The organism is Streptomyces sp. NPDC002643 (assembly GCF_053592555.1).
Genome location: NZ_JBSFVY010000026.1, coordinates 15,406 through 30,145 on the forward strand (window position 1 = coordinate 15,406; position 14,740 = coordinate 30,145).

A 14,740-nucleotide genomic window follows, 5' to 3' on the forward strand; every position below is an offset into this window, starting at 1 on the left:
CGTGCTCGCGGTAATCGTTTACTCGGGAGGGGTGGGTGGGGCGGGTTCTCGGTGTGTGCGTGCGTTCTGCGGGCCGGGATCGGTGAGGACTCCTGCTGGGGGGTGGGCGGGGGCGATGTGGGGCTTCGGTAAACGTATCCCTTCCTTGGAAAGTGCCTCGCTGCCTGGTCGCGGGCCGATTGAGGGGCGCGACCTGCCCTGCGCGAGGGGTGCGAGGTGGGGTGAAGGCATCAGGAGGGTCGTTCACAGGTGTTCGATGCGAACTTGCTGGAAGCTTCAAAGGAAAAGCCTCCCGCCTCTTGTGGTCTCGATCACCCTCGTTCTGCGGTCCACGGCAAACGGTTACTGTCCTCGCGCCGGCTCCCCACGGCAGTGCGTCGCCCTGTTCCCTCCGTGGAGGACCCGATGTCCAAGTTCCTTGATTGAACCCTTGTCCCTGTGGCGGCTGCCGCCTCCCTCTCGCTCGTACTGGCCGCCTGTGGAGGTGACACCGACTCCTCGGCGTCCCCGAAGACCGAGGGGAAGGTCACCCTGGAGTTCTGGAGCTGGACGGACGGCATCGAGGCCCAGACGAAGGTGTGGAACAAGGCGCACCCGGAGACGCAGATCAAGTTCGTCAACGCGGCGGTCGCCGCCTGGAACGCGGTCAGCCCCGGCGGGACCACCTTCGGTATCCCGATGGGGTCCTCGCCGCTGTTCACCGCCTATCGGGCCGACCTCTTCGAGAAGTACGGCATCGAGGCGCCGAAGACCTGGGACGACCTGATCGCGGCCGGCAAGAAGGTCCAGGAGCAGGACAAGGACGTCAAGACCCGGCAAGACCATCGCCATGACCACGTCCACCTGGCAGTTGCCCATCTACGACACCAACTTCCCCAAGTCCAAGGGGAAGTGGCAGCTCGCCGGCTCACCGGTCTTCGACACCACCGCGCCGCAGACGTCCAGCAACTTCGACACCACGGCCGTGCTCAAGGGGTGTGAGTACCCCGACCGGGCCGCCGAGTTCGCCGCGTGGCTCAGCAGCAGCGAGGAGTCGCTGACCGCGCTGACCGACCCGGTGTCCAAGTCCGGGCTCTTCCCCGCGGTCACGGATGTCTCGCCGTATGTCGACAAGATCATCCCGACCGAGATGTTCAACGGGAAGTCCGACAGCGCCGAGGTCATCACGACCGCCGCGTCCCGGGTGGGCGAGCAGTGGCAGTACGGGCCGAACTACGCCGCCATGTACTCCGAGACGCGGAAGCAGTGGGGCAAGGTCATGAAGAAGGAGCTGACGGTCGAGGAGATGCTGACCGGGCTTCAGAAGTGACCGTGGATGACCTGAACGGCAAGGGAATCAAGGCGGTTGCCGGATAGAAGGGGTGGCTGGGGCGGCAGGTTCGTCCGCGCGACCGTCGTGGTTGCTCGCGCAGTTCCCCGCGCCCCTGAAAGACCAGGCCCTGCGTGCCTGACAAGGGCCCTTCGGGCCGATGAAAAGCGGGGCGCAGCCCTTGCTTTTCAGGGGCGCGGGGAACTGCGCGACCAGCCCCCACCCACCCGCACCCGCCCTACAACCCTCACCCCCCACCCCCTGACGCGGGGGCGCACCCACTCGGAGAGCTTCGTGTCCACCCTCACGCGACCAACCGTCGCGAAAACCGGCTCCCCGGCCCGGCGGACCTCCCCCCCCGCCGGGCCGGGAGACGAGGCGCCCACAAGGGGCTGCTGTTCATGCTGCCCTTCCTCCTCGGTTTTCTCTTCACCTATGTGCTGCCGATCGCCTACGCCTTCGGCCAGAGCCTGCACGAGAAGCGGAGCAGCGGGCTCGGCTTCGGGCCGACCAAGGTCGTGTTCACCGGATTCGCCAACTTCGCCTCGGTGCTCGGTGACGACGGCTTCTGGTCGAGCATGCTGCGGACGCTGCTCTTCGGCGGCGTACAGATCACCGTCATGCTGGGGATCTCGCTGCTGCTCGCGCTGCTCCTCGACGGGGTCGCCGCGCGGGCGGCGCGGTTCTTCCGGGCCGCGCTGCTCATCCCGTATGTCATTCCGGCGGTCGTGTCGACGTTGATGTGGCTGTTCCTGTACAGCCCCACGGGCAGTCCGCTGCTGGTCCTCGCCGAGCGGGCCGGTACGGATATCGCGTTCTTCGGCGGGCTCAATACCTATCTGTCGCTGGGCAATCTGCTCACCTGGCAGGGGATCGGGTTCAACAGGGTCCTGATCTCCGCGTCGCTCCAGGCCCTGCGCGTGAGCTGTACGAGGCGGCTCGGCTCGACGGGGCGCGGGAGTGGCGGATCGCCTGGTCGATCAAGGTGCCCAACATCACCGGCATTCTCGCCTTCGTCTTCTACAAGGTCACGAACAGGAAGATGTCATGAGCAGCGGCCTGGCCACCGGGGGCGGAGTACGCCCCACCCGTCGCGCGGTGTTCCTCACCACCGGGCTCCTCGTCCTGTTCCTGGTGTACTCCCTCGCGCCCACCTGGTTCCTGATCGTCTCCGCGACCAAGGACCAGACGGATCTCTACTCCACCTTCGGGCTGTGGTTCTCCGACCTCCACCTGGGCGACAACCTCCAGGCCATCTCCGCGTACCACGACGGGGTGTTCTTCCGCTGGATCGGGAACTCCCTTCTCTACTCGGGGCTCGGCGCGGCCGGTTCGACGATCGTGTCGCTCGCCGCCGGTTACGGGCTCGCGAAGTTCGTGTTCCGGGGGCGGGGCGCGGTCTTCGCCGTGATCGTCGGGGCGTCGCTGCTGCCGAGCACCCTGCTGGCCTTCCCGCTGTATCTGGTCTTCGCCGAGATGGGCATCACCGACACCATCTGGTCGGTGCTGATCCCGTACTTCATCAATCCGTTCGGGGTCTATCTCGGCAAGGTGTACGCGGACAGTTCGGTGCCCACCGAGTTGATGGAGGCCGCCCGGATCGACGGCGCGGGCGAGGTGCGGGTCTTCTTCTCGATCGCGCTGCGGCTGATGAGGACCGGCGGCATCACCATCTTCATGCTCGACTTCATCAACATCTGGAACAACTTCTTCCTCCCCCTGTTCATGCTCAACGGCGAGCGCACCTTCCCCGTGACCCTGGGCCTGTACATATGGCTCCAGCAGGCGCAGACCGCCCGTGACATGAACGCCCTCGTCCTCACCGGTTCCCTGCTGTCGATCATTCCGCTGGCGATCTTCGTGTTCGCGCTCCAGAAGTACTGGCGCAGCGGAATCCTCGTGGGCAGCCTCAAGTAAAGGATCACCCGCCGTGTCCGACACTCCTGGGGCGCGTGCGCCCGGACGCCGTGAAGTGCTCAAGTACGCCGGTACGACCGGTGCCGTCGCCGCCGGTCTCGGCTGGTCCGCTGCCGCACCGGCCGCCGCCTCGCCCATAGCAGAGTCTTCCGACTTCAGGCAGACGGAGTGCGGGCCGCTGCACCTCGTCGTCTTCGGCGACGCCGACTCCGAGGCCGCGCACGAGCTGACCGCCACGCTCTCCGACACCGTCACCGGCGGCCTCGGCCAGAGCGCCCGTGTCCTCAACCCCATCGAGTCGGCGAGCTACTGGGGCGGCACGCTGAAGTTCGACGTCACCGTCAGCCCGACCGGCACCACGTACGTCACGCCAGGTCGGCCACCAGGACGAGGGCGCCGTCGACAGCCTTGACATCCTGGACACCGCACCCCGCACACCCGGCCGCTTCTTCTTCCACACCCTGCCGCTGCCGGAGAGACTGACCGCCGGCAAGCGGAAGGTCACCCTGGAGATCCGCGCCATGGGGCGCATCTGGTCGTACGGCCAGAACCCCGCGCAGCTGTACCGGAACATGACGACCAGGTCCCGGGGCATCTACCGGATCTACACGCACACCGAGCCCTACTTCGTCCCACCGAAGGGTGAAGTGCAGGGCCCCGCCCCGATCTGGCCGCGCTGATCGAGGCGGAGGGCGTCGGGCCGGTCGTCGCCGTAGGGCACTCGATGGGCGGTCAGGTGGTCAGCCTCCTGGCCGTCCATCACCCGGAGCGCGTCCGCTCCGTCGTCGCCCTCGACCCCGCCCATGGTGCGCACGGTGTCGAGGTGGAGCAGATCCCGGCCCGGCTCGCCGCGTACGAGCGGCGGGGCGCCCGCGAGGCCGCCGACTTCGTCGCCGGGGCCTTCTCCCCCCAGGACCCGCCCGGTCTTCGTACCGCCCACATCCGCACCGCGCTCGGCACCCCGGACCATGTCATCGCCCAGTCGTACGCGGGGATGTACACCGACCCCGGAGCCGTCGGCATCCGAACGCACAGCGAGGCGTACCTCCGCCGTCGCCGCCGACCGGCCCTGACCGTCTGGACCTCGGCGGAGGCCGCCGCCTGGGAGCGCGGCCTGCTCCCTGTACCGGGCTCCCGCGTCGAACACTGGCCCGACAGCGGGCACTACCTGCACGAGGAACACCCTCGGCGCACGATCGACCTCATCGGCGAATGGGCCGAGCGGGACGGGCGGGCCGCGCGGCGGTGAGGGCCGTCAGGCCGTCAGTTCGCCGAGTCCGCCGCGGAGACCGTCGGTGCGACGGTGACCGCGGGCTCCGGCAGGGCCGTCGCCGGGGTGTTCGTGGCGCGGCGGCCGGCCAGGCGGCAGCCCAGGCAGTCGGGGTGACCACCCCGTGCCGTACGGTCGCGGTCGCGCATACGCCACTGGTCGCGGGGGCGGGGGCCCGGCGGCTTGCCCCAGCCGGCGAGGTGGAGCGCCCAGGTGACCAGAAGAGCCACCACCGAGATCGCCAGCCCCAGCGGGATGCCCGGGGCCCAGCCGCAGACGCCCATGCCGGCGGCCAGCGATCCGACCGAACCTATGGCGGTTCCCGTCCATCCGGCTACGGTGTGGCCGTCGTCGTACAGACTCACGCGCGCTCCCCTCATGTCCCTGACATGCCGGGGGGCGGCACCACGGCATACCGTGGCCACGCCCCGGCGCCGCACTACGATGTCTTAGCGAGTAAGGAATCTAGCCCCGTCAGAGGTGTTGCGCAATGGAGCCCGAATCCCGTCCCACGGCGGCCGAGTACCACCCCGCCATCCCGGACGCGATCCGCGCCATGGACGGGCTCATCGTGACGATGCTCGTCGGACAGCAGGAGTTCGCCCGGGGCCTCGGACTGAGCTCCACCGACCTCGTCTGTTTCGCCTACGTGCTGGAGGCCGGGGACCAGCCGGTCACCGCCGGTGATCTGGCGGTCCGCGCGCATGTCACCACGGGCGCGATCACCGGTGTCCTCAACCGCCTGGAACGCGGCGGCTATGTGACCCGGCGGCCGGACCCCGCCGACGGCCGCCGGGTCCGCGTGGTCGCGGTCCCGGCCGCCGCCGAACGGGTGCGGGCGATCTACGAACCGTTCTACGAACGCCTCGTGGAACTCTTCGCCCAGTACCGCCCCGACGAGATCGCCCTCCTGACCGACTGGTTCACCAGGGCCGGTGAGGTGGCGCGCGTCCATCTGGAGGAGTCGCGCTGAGGCCCCAGGGGGCGGATCGGGACGGGAGTCGCGCGGCTCGGGACGGGAGCAGGGCGGCTCAGGTCGGGTTTCGGGGCGTGCGGCGCCGCCGGCCTCGATGAACCCGGCGGCGCCGCCCGGCTACTCGCCCGGGGCCTTGGCGTACACCTCGACCTCGGCCATCGTGATGTAACCCCCCTGACGGGCCGTCATGACCACGCGGACCTCGGTCACCGGACCCGTCGTCGTCAGCGGGACGTCGATCACGGGTGTCCCCTCGGTGCCGACCGGGACGGAGGCGCTCGCGTCGCTCCAGGTGCCGTCGGCGGTCGCCCTGACCTGGACCTTCAGGCTCTCCGGGAAGGAGACGTTGCCGCCGTCGCGGTAGAAGTGCGTCACCACCCGGGTCAGGTCACGGGCCTTGGGGAGGGTGAAGGTGATGGTGTCGGAGGGGTTCTTGGTCCCCGACCTCCAGTTGGACCATGCCTTCTCGGCGGTGTTGCCGTTGCGCAGCCGCTCGGCGGAGTAGCCGCTCTCGGTGTACGTGGCGCCGACGGTGACGCCCTGATCGGGTGCGACGTTCGTCTCGATCGGCTCGGTGACCTCCACCTCGACGGTCGCGTCGATCGTCGAGCCGTCGACGATCCGCGCGGTGCCGGTGAGGGTCACGGTGCCGATCTCGTCGAACGCGCCGTCGGGCGCCGGGTCCCAGGTGACGGGGAGGTCGGTCCGGCCGTCATTCGCGCCGATGCCGACGACCGTGGTGGGCAGTTCGGGTGTGCCGCCGACGTAGGTCTTCGCGGAGCCCGGCTCGGTCGAGACGATCGTGTCGACGGTGACGACCGCCTTCGCCCGGTGCTTCCGGCCCAGCGGGTCGGTGGCCTCACCGCGTACGCGTACGGTGCCGGGCTCGCGCCAGGCGCGGTCCGAGGGGAGGTCCCACACCACCGGCAGGGCGCCCCGGGCGCCGTCCCGGTACACCGGCGTCACCGTGGCCGGGAGTTCGGGCCGCAGCCCGGGGACCGTGAACGCCTTGGCCGTCTCCGTGCGCAGGACCGTTTCATCGGTCACCGCCCAGCGCTGGTTGCCCGCCGAGGTCGGGGTGTACGTCGACACCTTGGCGCCGTCCGCCGTGGACTGGCCGGTGACGTCGATCAGCCGACCGGTGGCGGCGTTCACGAAGGTCCAACTGCCGTCGCCGGTGGTCGACATGATCCACTGCGCGGCTTCGGGGACCTCGCCGTCGGCCGACTCTTCGAGGACCGCCTGGTTGTCGCGGACCGCGAGGCGCTTGCCGGTCGACGCGTTGGTGAGGGCGTACCGCTCACGGTTGTCGTGACCGGGCGTCAACTGCCGCACCGACCAGAGCTGTTCGGCGCTCGTGGCGTCGGTCGTGCGGATGACCACGCCGGTGCCGTCCTCGGACGGGGTCAGCGACTTGCCGCTCTGGGCGCCCTGGAGACGGTAGGCGTGGCCCTGCTGGACCAGGGCGGCGTCCTTCGCCACTCCGCTGACGCCGTTCACGAGGAACGTGGTCACCGACTTGGCGGGGACGGTGAGTGTGGCCGAGCGGTCGGTGACGCGGACCGGGGTGCCGCGTACGAGGGCGCCGTCGGCGCTGGTCACGACCGGGGTGACGGTGGCGCCGGGCGAGACCTTGCCGAAGCGGGAGAGGTCGAGGGTGACCGGGCGGGCCGTCGTACCGCCGTTGATGTGGACGACCGTCGCCGCGCGGCCGTTCTTCTTCACCGCCGCCACGCTGGACGGGTCGTCGACCTTGACGAAGTGGTCGCCGGGCCGGATGTGATGGGTGAAGTTCCGGATGGTGTCGAACTTGGAGTTGGCCTGGATCGGGCAGCTCTCCAGGGTGTCGTCGGCCGTGCAGTTGAACGGGATGTGGATGCTGCCCCAGTTCTTGCCGGCCGCGGCCTGCGGGATGGAGTCCTCGATCGGCTGCCAGAACACCCAGGCCGACGGCTCCAGTTCACGCATGTCGTCGACCATGCGGGTGGCGATGCCGAGCCCCGGCTCCATGCTGGTGAAGTCGGTGCCCGTGCCCCAGGTGCCCTCGACCTCGCTCATCCAGAGCTTTTTGTCCGCGCCCTTGGCGATGTCCCGGGCGCTGGTGCGCATTCCGGTGCCGTAGGTGTGGACGTTGAGCTGGGGGACGGCGGCGCGGGCGGAGGTGTCGTAGCCGTTCCAGTTGGTGGTGAAGATCGTGGGGTTGGTCTCGTCCATCGCGGAGATCTCGGCGTCGGTCGCCGCGCCGTCGAGCGCCTTGTCCAGGGCGAGGACCACCTTCTGTTGCAGCCCCGGTCCCGCGTGCGCGCCCTCCTGGCGTCCGCCCGTGGGCTGCCCGTCGGCGCCGAGCTGGGTGCCCCAGTAGTTGGTGTTGGGCTCGTTCAGCGGGGCGATGGTGTCGAAGTCGATGCCGTGCCGCTTCTCCAACTCCTCCGTGACACGCACCAGATAGGTGGCGAACTCGTCGACGCGGTCCGCGCGGATCTGGTCCGTGCTCGCGTCGAAGCCGCCGGAGACATAGCCGCTGACGGTCTGGAACCAGGGCGGTGAGTTGCTGAACGCCTCCCACTTGGTGACCTTGTCCTTGACCTGGTCCAGCCACCAGCGCTGGCCCGAGTCGGCGTCCCAGTTCCAGTGGTCGGGGTTGTCCGGGTCCCACCACTCCATGTCCTCGCGGGTGGTGCCCTCGGGTGCCTTCCAGAAGCCGTCCATGGTCGCGCCGGTCTTCATGTAGTCCTTGCGGACATCGGGCGCGTTGCCGCCGCCGATGTTGTAGCGCGCGATGTTGAGGCGGAGACCGTCCTCGCCGAAGAGCATGTCGACGAGCTGTCTTCGGATGGGCTCCGGATAGTTGCCGGTGGCGTTCGCGAACCAGACGAGGCTTGTACCCCATCCTTCGAACTCCTGCTGCCGGTACGACGGATCGATCCGCACGGTCACACCGCTCGCCGCCGCCGAGGGCGAGGCGTCGGCTGCCGTCGCGCTCGTGACGGGCGCCGTCATGAGACCCGCGCCGAGCACCACGGGGACCATGGGCGCCAACGCCCGGACGATGCGTATCCGTTGGGACACGGCACTCCCTTCCACACCACAGAGCCGAAACTCACTAACGAAAACTCAGAGACAAACACAACCGATCAGAAGGAATCGCGTTCAGGGCATGCTTGATGACGAAAATGGACACGTCAAGACATCGGGCGGGTTCGGGCGTGGGGTGGAGTGGTGGAGTCCGTTGACATGCCCAGAACACACCATTAGCATCCGTGAAACTTTGAAAGCGCTTTCTCCTCTCCGTGCCCCACCCCACCGTCGCCCCCACCCGACGGGCACCCCCGCAGGAGGACCCCCGATGACTGCGATGAACTCCCCACGCAAGAAGGCGGTCGTGGTCGCCCTCGCCGCCGCGCTGCTGGCCGGACCCGGTGTCGCCCAGGCCGCACCCCAGTCGGCGCCGGTCCGGCAGGAACAGGCCGCAGCCGCCACCATCACCTGGACCCTGGTACGGGCGAGCAACCCCACCCAGGACCAGCTCACCGCCTACAACCTCATCACCGGCGCCATGAACGCCGCCGTCGCCCGCTACAACAACCTCAGCGACCTCGGCAAGAACATCACCGTGTACTACGAGCCGAGCGTTCCCACCGCCGACGGCAACATCAACGGGACCATTCGCTTCGGCAACCGCAGCTATATGACCGAGCGGACCGCGCTGCACGAGATCGCGCACACCATCGGCGTGGGCACCAGCTCCGGCTGGTCACGGCTGGGCGGCTCCGGCACCTGGACGGGGGCTCAGGCCACGGCCCTGGTACGGCAGTACGACGGGTCCAGCGCCAAGATCTCCACCGGCGGCGGCCACTTCTGGCCGTACGGGCTGAACTACGAGAGCGAGTTCTCCGGCACGGCGGCCGACCGGCATGTCAACATCGTCGCCGCGATGGTGCGGGACGGTATGTGACGGGCTTGAGCCACCGGGCCCGAGCCACCGGGCCCGATCCACCGGGCCCGATCCATCGGACCCGAGCCGTAAGGGCCTTGACGTACAGGGCAGTTGGGGTCCGATGACAAAGCGGAACCGGTCAGCTGCGTTCTTGTGAGCAAGGGCCGGGCGTGCCGTTCGCCCGGCCCTACCGTCCCCTCATGAACACAAGCCGCAGCAGAGGAAGAAGGCCGAGGACGCTGCGCGGTGCCGTACTGGCGGTACTGCTGACGAGCGGGGCCCTCACCGCGGGCGCCCCGGACGCGCGCGGTGAGAGCGCGAGAACCGAGACGGCCGTGGCATCGACCAGCCCGGTGACCGATGTCGTCGAGTCGGTGGTACGGGTGAGGGCGCCGCTGCCGGCGTCGTTCGGGGCGCGTCCGGCGGCCTGCGACTGGCTGTCGTATCTGCGCTACCGGGCGGTCGGCGGACCGGAGGAATCGGCCGACGCCGACCGGATACTCATCGCCCAGCCCGGGATTCTGGAGGGCGCCGGGGCCTTCGACAGCGTCGCCCGCAACACCGTGGCACGGGCCGCCGAACAGGGCCGGCACATCGAGTTCTGGGCGCTGGACCGGCGCTCCAACTGCCTGGAGGACCGCACCGGGATCGCCTCCGGCGACCAGCACACCGCCGTCGACTACTACTACCGGGACAAGACGGTCGACGGCCGTACGTTCGCCGGGTTCGTCGGCGACGGGGAACTGGGGTGGATGGCGGGGCTCGGCATCGAACGGACCGTGCGCGACCAGTACGAACTGCTCACCGCGGAACTGCCCGACCAACGGGTGCGTGAGACCAAGGTGTTGTGCGGCGGGCACTCCCTGGGCGGGGTGATCACCGGGTACTTCGCGACCGCCGACTTCGACGGCGACCCGGCGACCACGGCCGACGCCGGACACCGGCAGTGCGCGGGCTACTTCGCCCTCGACACCACCGTCTCCACCTCCCTCGCCGACCTCCAGGGCAGCATCCCCGGCGACACCAACCTGCCCGACATCGGCCTCGGATACGGCGTGGTCCAGTCCGGGCTGGACAGCGGGGTCCTCCCGCGCGCACTGTCCGCACCGGTGCTGCTCAACCCCGAGACGATGACCCTGCTGGGCATCGCCGGACTGGGCGCGCTCCAGGACCCGACCGGCGAGGCCGACCTGCCGGGCTATCTGCCGTCGAACGTGAACATCGAGGCGACCAACCGCTTCCTCTTCTCCGAGGACACCGCCGCCTTCCTCAGCGGCTCGCCCGCCGTGAAGGACTTCCGGCTCACCAACCAGGCCGTGCTCGGCGCCCTGCTGGACGACCACTCCGTACCGCTGGCGTTCCTGCAGTCCAGCGTGGGCTTCTTCGACGGCGGCCCCATCGCCGACAAGAACTTCCCCGTCGCCAACGGGGACGACGTCCCACCGGGGCTGTTCGGGACCGAGTACAAGGCCATCCCGGACCAGCCGCACGGGCCGCTCTACATCTGGCGGAACTACGACCGGGTCGGCGACCCCGACGACCCCGGATACCGGTCGGCCGACGGAACGCCGTTCACCGGTGCGGGCAAGGAGGTCACCGACATCCAGGAGCTGGCCCGCAGCCTCGCCGAGCAGCCGTTGGACTTCACCGAGCAGTACTTCCCGACCAAGCTGGTCACCGATCTCCAGCTCTCCACCTCGCCCCAGGTGAAGCGGCTCGTCGCCCACCCGGAGGGGCTGACCGCCAAGCCGACGCTCACCGTTCTCGCGGGTGACGGACTGCTGGCGGGGCGCGTCCCGGCCGACCTCGACCCCGTGATCGCCGCCGGGTACCAGCACCTCGACGTACTCACCGCCGCGACCGGGCAGAACGACGGCCGCCCCGAGCCGGTCTCGACAAGCCTGACGGAGTTCGCCATGGCTCCCCGTTGACCTTCGATCCGCCGAAGACCGTATTCCTCCCGCAGGGGGAAGGGCCCGGGAATCTCTCCCGGGCCCTTCCCGTCCGCCGGGGCCCGTCTACACCTTGCCCGCTGCGAAGGCGGCCGCCCGGTCGGCGTCGGCGGAGTAGCCGAGGTGGGCGCCGACGTCGGTGCCGCCGCTCTGGCAGATGGGGTCGCCGTCGGCGCAGAGGTCGAGGGTGCGGCTCTGGTAGGTGCCGGTGACGCTCTTGCCGAGGGCGCCGATCGGGTTGCCGAAGAGGAGCAGGGCGGCGACCTTCGGTTCGAGCGCGGCGGGGATCGTGGCCACGATGGGGCTGCCGACGACCGCGCCCTCGCTGCTGATACCGACGGAGTTGTCGACGACGTTCGCCCCCTGTGAATAGCCGACCAGAATGAACCGCTGATTCGGACAGGCGGCGGCCTGGCTCCGGACATGGTTCACGAGATCCGCGTTGCCCTGTGCGGCGGAGGTGGGGGAGAGGTCGGCGGGATAGTTCACCTTGTAGCTGGAAAGGCTCTTGCCGGTGATTTTCTGCTGCAACGCGGAATACACCGGGTCGCCGACGATGAAGCCGAGTGTGCCCGGCTCGAAGGTGCCGCGAGCGGAGACGACGTCGATGTCCGTGCAGGCGGCGGCCGTTGCCGCGGGTGCGGTGAGGGTGGCGAGTCCGGCCCCGCCGGCCAGGGAGAGCGCGGCGAGGGACAAGCGGATACGGCGGATACGCATGGGGGATCGATCCTTCGGGGTGAGGCGCGTGAGTGCGCGGACGCGCCGGTGGAAAAGGACGACCCGAAGGTATGCGCGTATCGGCGGCGGGTGTTATGGACGGGAATTCAGAAATTCCTCGGCCTTTTGTGCCGAGGTGAGGGCCAGTATCAGATCCAGCCGGGTGTCGGGATCGTGGAGGGCGGGCCCGAAGAGTTTCTCCAGCTGACGCAGGCGATAGCGGACCGTCTGCGGATGGATGTGGAGCCGGGTCGCCACATCTGGCACATTGCTGCCGCTGAGCAGCCACGCCAGCAGTGTCTCGGCGAGCCGGCCGCGCGCCCCCTCCGCCACCGAGTCCAGCGGTGCCAGCACCCGCGACCGGAGGGTGGCGAGCAGCGGTTCGTCACCGTGCAGCAGCAGCGTCGACAGATGGTCGGCGCAGTGCACCACACCCTGCCGGGGCAGAATGCCGCGCCCCATCAGCCCGAGCGCCCGGCACGCCCAGCGCAGCGAGCGGGCCGCCTCGGTCAGCGGGACCGTCGGACCGATCGCCGCCGGCCGCCCCCGCAACGCCAGGGTGAACGCACGGCCGCCGAACCGTCCCGAGCCGTCCGGGTCCGGAAGCAGCATGCGCGGCGGCCGGGACTCCATGTCCACCAGCGCCCCGGCCGCCGCCAACGGCCACTCCTCCTCGTGCTGTTCGGGCCGGGCCGCGAGCACGACGACCGCGACCCGCCCCGGCACCGGCCACCGGGCCGCGTGCGCCAGATCCCGCACCGCCTCCATCGCCACCGGCTCCTCGCCCAGCAGCAGTTCGAGCAGCCTTCCGCGCCGCCGCTCCAACTCCTCCGCGTTGTCCGGCCGCGCCTCCGCGTATCCGGCGGCAGCCGCCTCCGCCACCTCGTGCACGGTCCGGAACGCCAGCTCGCCCAGCGCCGCCACGACCGTCGAGTCCAGCCCCAGCTCCTCCACCGTGCGGCCCATCAGCCGCCACGCGTGCAGTCCGCCGACCCGCAGCGCCGACTGCAACGCGTCCAGGCCACGTCCCCTCAACGCCTCACTGCGCCCCAACTCGTAGTAGGTCGCGGCGATCGATCCCCCGTCGCCGCGTCCCCGGTCGGCGATGTGGTCGACGAACAGGGTCAACGCCTGGACGACCCCGCACCGCAGCTGCGCGCGACTCGTCCTGTCGACGGGCCGCGCGTACTCCGGCACCTGTCTGCGGACCTCCTCCTCCACCTCGTCGGCGACGGTCTCCAGATGGGCGTACAGCAGCTTGGCCAGATCGGGCGGTACGGGGCTGTCGGGCCGTACCGGACTGCGGGACGACGCGGGGCCGCCGGACGGGGTGAGGCCGGGCTCGGGGGTGCGGGTCGCGCGGTGGGGTGGGGCGGCGTCGGGGGACGGGGTGGGGGCGGTGGCCACGGTGGGCCCTCCTTTCACCCGGAAGAGGCTCGCCCGCGCGCTGTTGCCCGTGGGTCGAGGGGCAAGTCCCGGGTTGGACGGACGACTTCTGTGGTCCGTTCCGTGCCCCGACGGCAGCGGCCTCACTCCGGCACCCCCAGCGCACCGGCGAGCATCGGCCACGACGAGCCGAACTCCCGTTTCCAGTAAGCCCAACTGTGCCCGCCACCCGAGTAGTAGTGCGTCGTCACCGGGATGCGCAACGACGTCAGCGTGTCCGTGAACGCGTGCGCCGACGGCCACAGCGCGCTCTCCAACGCCTCCGGCAGCCAGTCACCCGTACCGCCGGCGACCCCGCTGCCGCTCGACACATACAGCGGGGTGCCGCGCAGCCCCTCCGCCCGGGTCCGAGGGTTGAAGTCCAGCCAGGCGAGGATGTTCAGCAGCGGATGGCCCCACAGCGAACGGGGCTGAAGGTTCTCGCGGGCCACGATGGCGTCGATCAGCGTGGGCATACCGGGGGCCATGGTGTCGAGGATGCCGCTGTACGAGGCCGCCGCCGCGAACGTCCCGGGGTGCCGCGCGGCGTGCGCCATCGCACCGTAGCCACCGGTCGACACCCCCGCGATCACCCGCGCCCCGGAGGCCCGGTACTCCCGTGCGAGTACCGCCGGTACCTCGCTGACCTGGAAGGTCTCGTAGTCCGGACCGTCGCGCCACATCGTGGGAATGCCGGTCGGCCCCGCGTCCGGCATCGCCACGATCAGCTCGCGGCCCTCCGTGAACGCCTCGATGTCCGTCTCCCGAGTCCACGACGTGTGGTCGTCATGGGCGCCGTGGAGGAGATACAGCACCGGGTACGTCCGCTCCGGCCGCGTCTCGAACGACGACGGCAGGATCAGCCGCACCGGGGCGCTGCGGCCCAGCGCGGTGGAGGGGAGCGAGACGTCGAGGGTGCGGGGGCCGAGCCGGGTCACCGCCTCGGGGGTGAGGGAGCCGGTGGAACGGGCGTGGGTGCCGTTTTTGGCTTCGGCCGCACGGGAGTCGGCGGCTGCGGTGCCCGTGGCAGTGCCTCCCAGCAGGGCGGCCAGGCCGGTGACCGCAGCGGCCCGGGTGATGGCACGCCGGGACACTTCGGGGGCGGTACGACCGGGCGTCGTGTCGGCGGCGGTGGGGCTGGACACGTCGGTGGCGGTACGGCGGGGCACGGTGGGCATGGCGGACATCGGGCGGCTCTCCTCGCGTGCGGGTCGGGTACGGCAGGGCTGGTCGCCAG

Annotated in this window: 15 protein-coding genes; 9 read left to right on the forward strand and 6 right to left on the reverse strand. The window is 70.0% G+C overall.

Annotated elements, in window-relative coordinates:
* Positions 1-438 precede the first annotated feature (438 nt).
* Both ACWD4G_RS32550 and ACWD4G_RS32555 read left to right on the forward strand, forming a co-directional pair.
* On the forward strand, positions 439-981 hold the full coding sequence (locus ACWD4G_RS32550; protein WP_451299826.1) for an ABC transporter substrate-binding protein: 543 nt from the start codon (positions 439-441) through the stop codon (positions 979-981).
* Positions 965-1,309: a hypothetical protein gene (locus ACWD4G_RS32555; protein ID WP_451299828.1), complete on the forward strand. Its 345-nt coding sequence runs from the start codon at positions 965-967 to the stop codon at positions 1,307-1,309. Before ACWD4G_RS32550 ends, ACWD4G_RS32555 begins: the two co-directional genes overlap by 17 nt.
* Before the next feature lie 451 nt (positions 1,310-1,760).
* Here ACWD4G_RS32555 and ACWD4G_RS32560 read toward each other — a convergent pair whose 3' ends face one another.
* Positions 1,761-2,141, reverse strand: a complete 381-nt coding sequence (locus ACWD4G_RS32560) for a hypothetical protein (protein ID WP_451299830.1) — start codon at positions 2,139-2,141, stop codon at positions 1,761-1,763.
* 215 nt (positions 2,142-2,356) lie between these two features.
* On the opposite strand from ACWD4G_RS32560, the gene ACWD4G_RS32565 reads away from it, so the two are divergent.
* From ACWD4G_RS32565 to ACWD4G_RS32580, 4 genes are all read left to right on the forward strand, one after another.
* Positions 2,357-3,226: a carbohydrate ABC transporter permease gene (locus ACWD4G_RS32565; RefSeq protein ID WP_451299832.1), complete on the forward strand. Its 870-nt coding sequence runs from the start codon at positions 2,357-2,359 to the stop codon at positions 3,224-3,226.
* Positions 3,227-3,239: 13 nt separating this feature from the next.
* On the forward strand, positions 3,240-3,638 hold the full coding sequence (locus ACWD4G_RS32570) for a hypothetical protein (RefSeq protein ID WP_451299834.1): 399 nt from the start codon (positions 3,240-3,242) through the stop codon (positions 3,636-3,638).
* A 109-nt stretch (positions 3,639-3,747) separates the two neighbouring features.
* Positions 3,748-3,906: a hypothetical protein gene (locus tag ACWD4G_RS32575; RefSeq protein WP_451299836.1), complete on the forward strand. Its 159-nt coding sequence runs from the start codon at positions 3,748-3,750 to the stop codon at positions 3,904-3,906.
* 44 nt (positions 3,907-3,950) lie between these two features.
* Positions 3,951-4,475 (forward strand): alpha/beta fold hydrolase, encoded by a 525-nt coding sequence (locus ACWD4G_RS32580; protein WP_451299838.1) that lies wholly within the window; start codon positions 3,951-3,953, stop codon positions 4,473-4,475.
* A gap of 14 nt (positions 4,476-4,489) precedes the next feature.
* Here the strand turns inward: ACWD4G_RS32580 and ACWD4G_RS32585 are convergent, their stop codons facing one another.
* On the reverse strand, positions 4,490-4,861 hold the full coding sequence (locus tag ACWD4G_RS32585) for an HGxxPAAW family protein (protein WP_451299840.1): 372 nt from the start codon (positions 4,859-4,861) through the stop codon (positions 4,490-4,492).
* A 125-nt stretch (positions 4,862-4,986) separates the two neighbouring features.
* On the opposite strand from ACWD4G_RS32585, the gene ACWD4G_RS32590 reads away from it, so the two are divergent.
* Entirely contained in the window at positions 4,987-5,469 is a 483-nt protein-coding gene (locus ACWD4G_RS32590) for a MarR family winged helix-turn-helix transcriptional regulator (RefSeq protein ID WP_451299842.1), read from the forward strand.
* Between the two features lie 120 nt (positions 5,470-5,589).
* Here ACWD4G_RS32590 and ACWD4G_RS32595 read toward each other — a convergent pair whose 3' ends face one another.
* Entirely contained in the window at positions 5,590-8,502 is a 2,913-nt protein-coding gene (locus ACWD4G_RS32595) for a glycoside hydrolase (RefSeq protein WP_451300001.1), read from the reverse strand.
* Positions 8,503-8,827: 325 nt separating this feature from the next.
* On the opposite strand from ACWD4G_RS32595, the gene ACWD4G_RS32600 reads away from it, so the two are divergent.
* Both ACWD4G_RS32600 and ACWD4G_RS32605 read left to right on the forward strand, forming a co-directional pair.
* Positions 8,828-9,427: a hypothetical protein gene (locus tag ACWD4G_RS32600; protein WP_451300003.1), complete on the forward strand. Its 600-nt coding sequence runs from the start codon at positions 8,828-8,830 to the stop codon at positions 9,425-9,427.
* Positions 9,428-9,609: 182 nt separating this feature from the next.
* Positions 9,610-11,340 carry a hypothetical protein gene (locus tag ACWD4G_RS32605; RefSeq protein WP_451299844.1) on the forward strand — a complete coding sequence of 577 codons (1,731 nt, stop codon included), beginning with the start codon at positions 9,610-9,612 and terminating at the stop codon, positions 11,338-11,340.
* Positions 11,341-11,427: 87 nt separating this feature from the next.
* Here the strand turns inward: ACWD4G_RS32605 and ACWD4G_RS32610 are convergent, their stop codons facing one another.
* The 3 genes from ACWD4G_RS32610 to ACWD4G_RS32620 form a co-directional block, all read right to left on the reverse strand.
* Complete coding sequence (locus ACWD4G_RS32610; RefSeq protein ID WP_451299846.1) at positions 11,428-12,078, reverse strand: cutinase family protein; 651 nt, start codon at positions 12,076-12,078, stop codon at positions 11,428-11,430.
* Between the two features lie 93 nt (positions 12,079-12,171).
* A complete protein-coding gene (locus ACWD4G_RS32615) occupies positions 12,172-13,485 on the reverse strand; it encodes a helix-turn-helix domain-containing protein (RefSeq protein WP_451299848.1) in 1,314 nt (437 codons plus the stop codon).
* Positions 13,486-13,607: 122 nt separating this feature from the next.
* The gene (locus tag ACWD4G_RS32620; protein ID WP_451299850.1) at positions 13,608-14,690 is read right to left on the reverse strand and encodes an alpha/beta hydrolase; all 1,083 of its coding nucleotides are present in this window, start codon (positions 14,688-14,690) and stop codon (positions 13,608-13,610) included.
* Positions 14,691-14,740 lie beyond the last annotated feature (50 nt).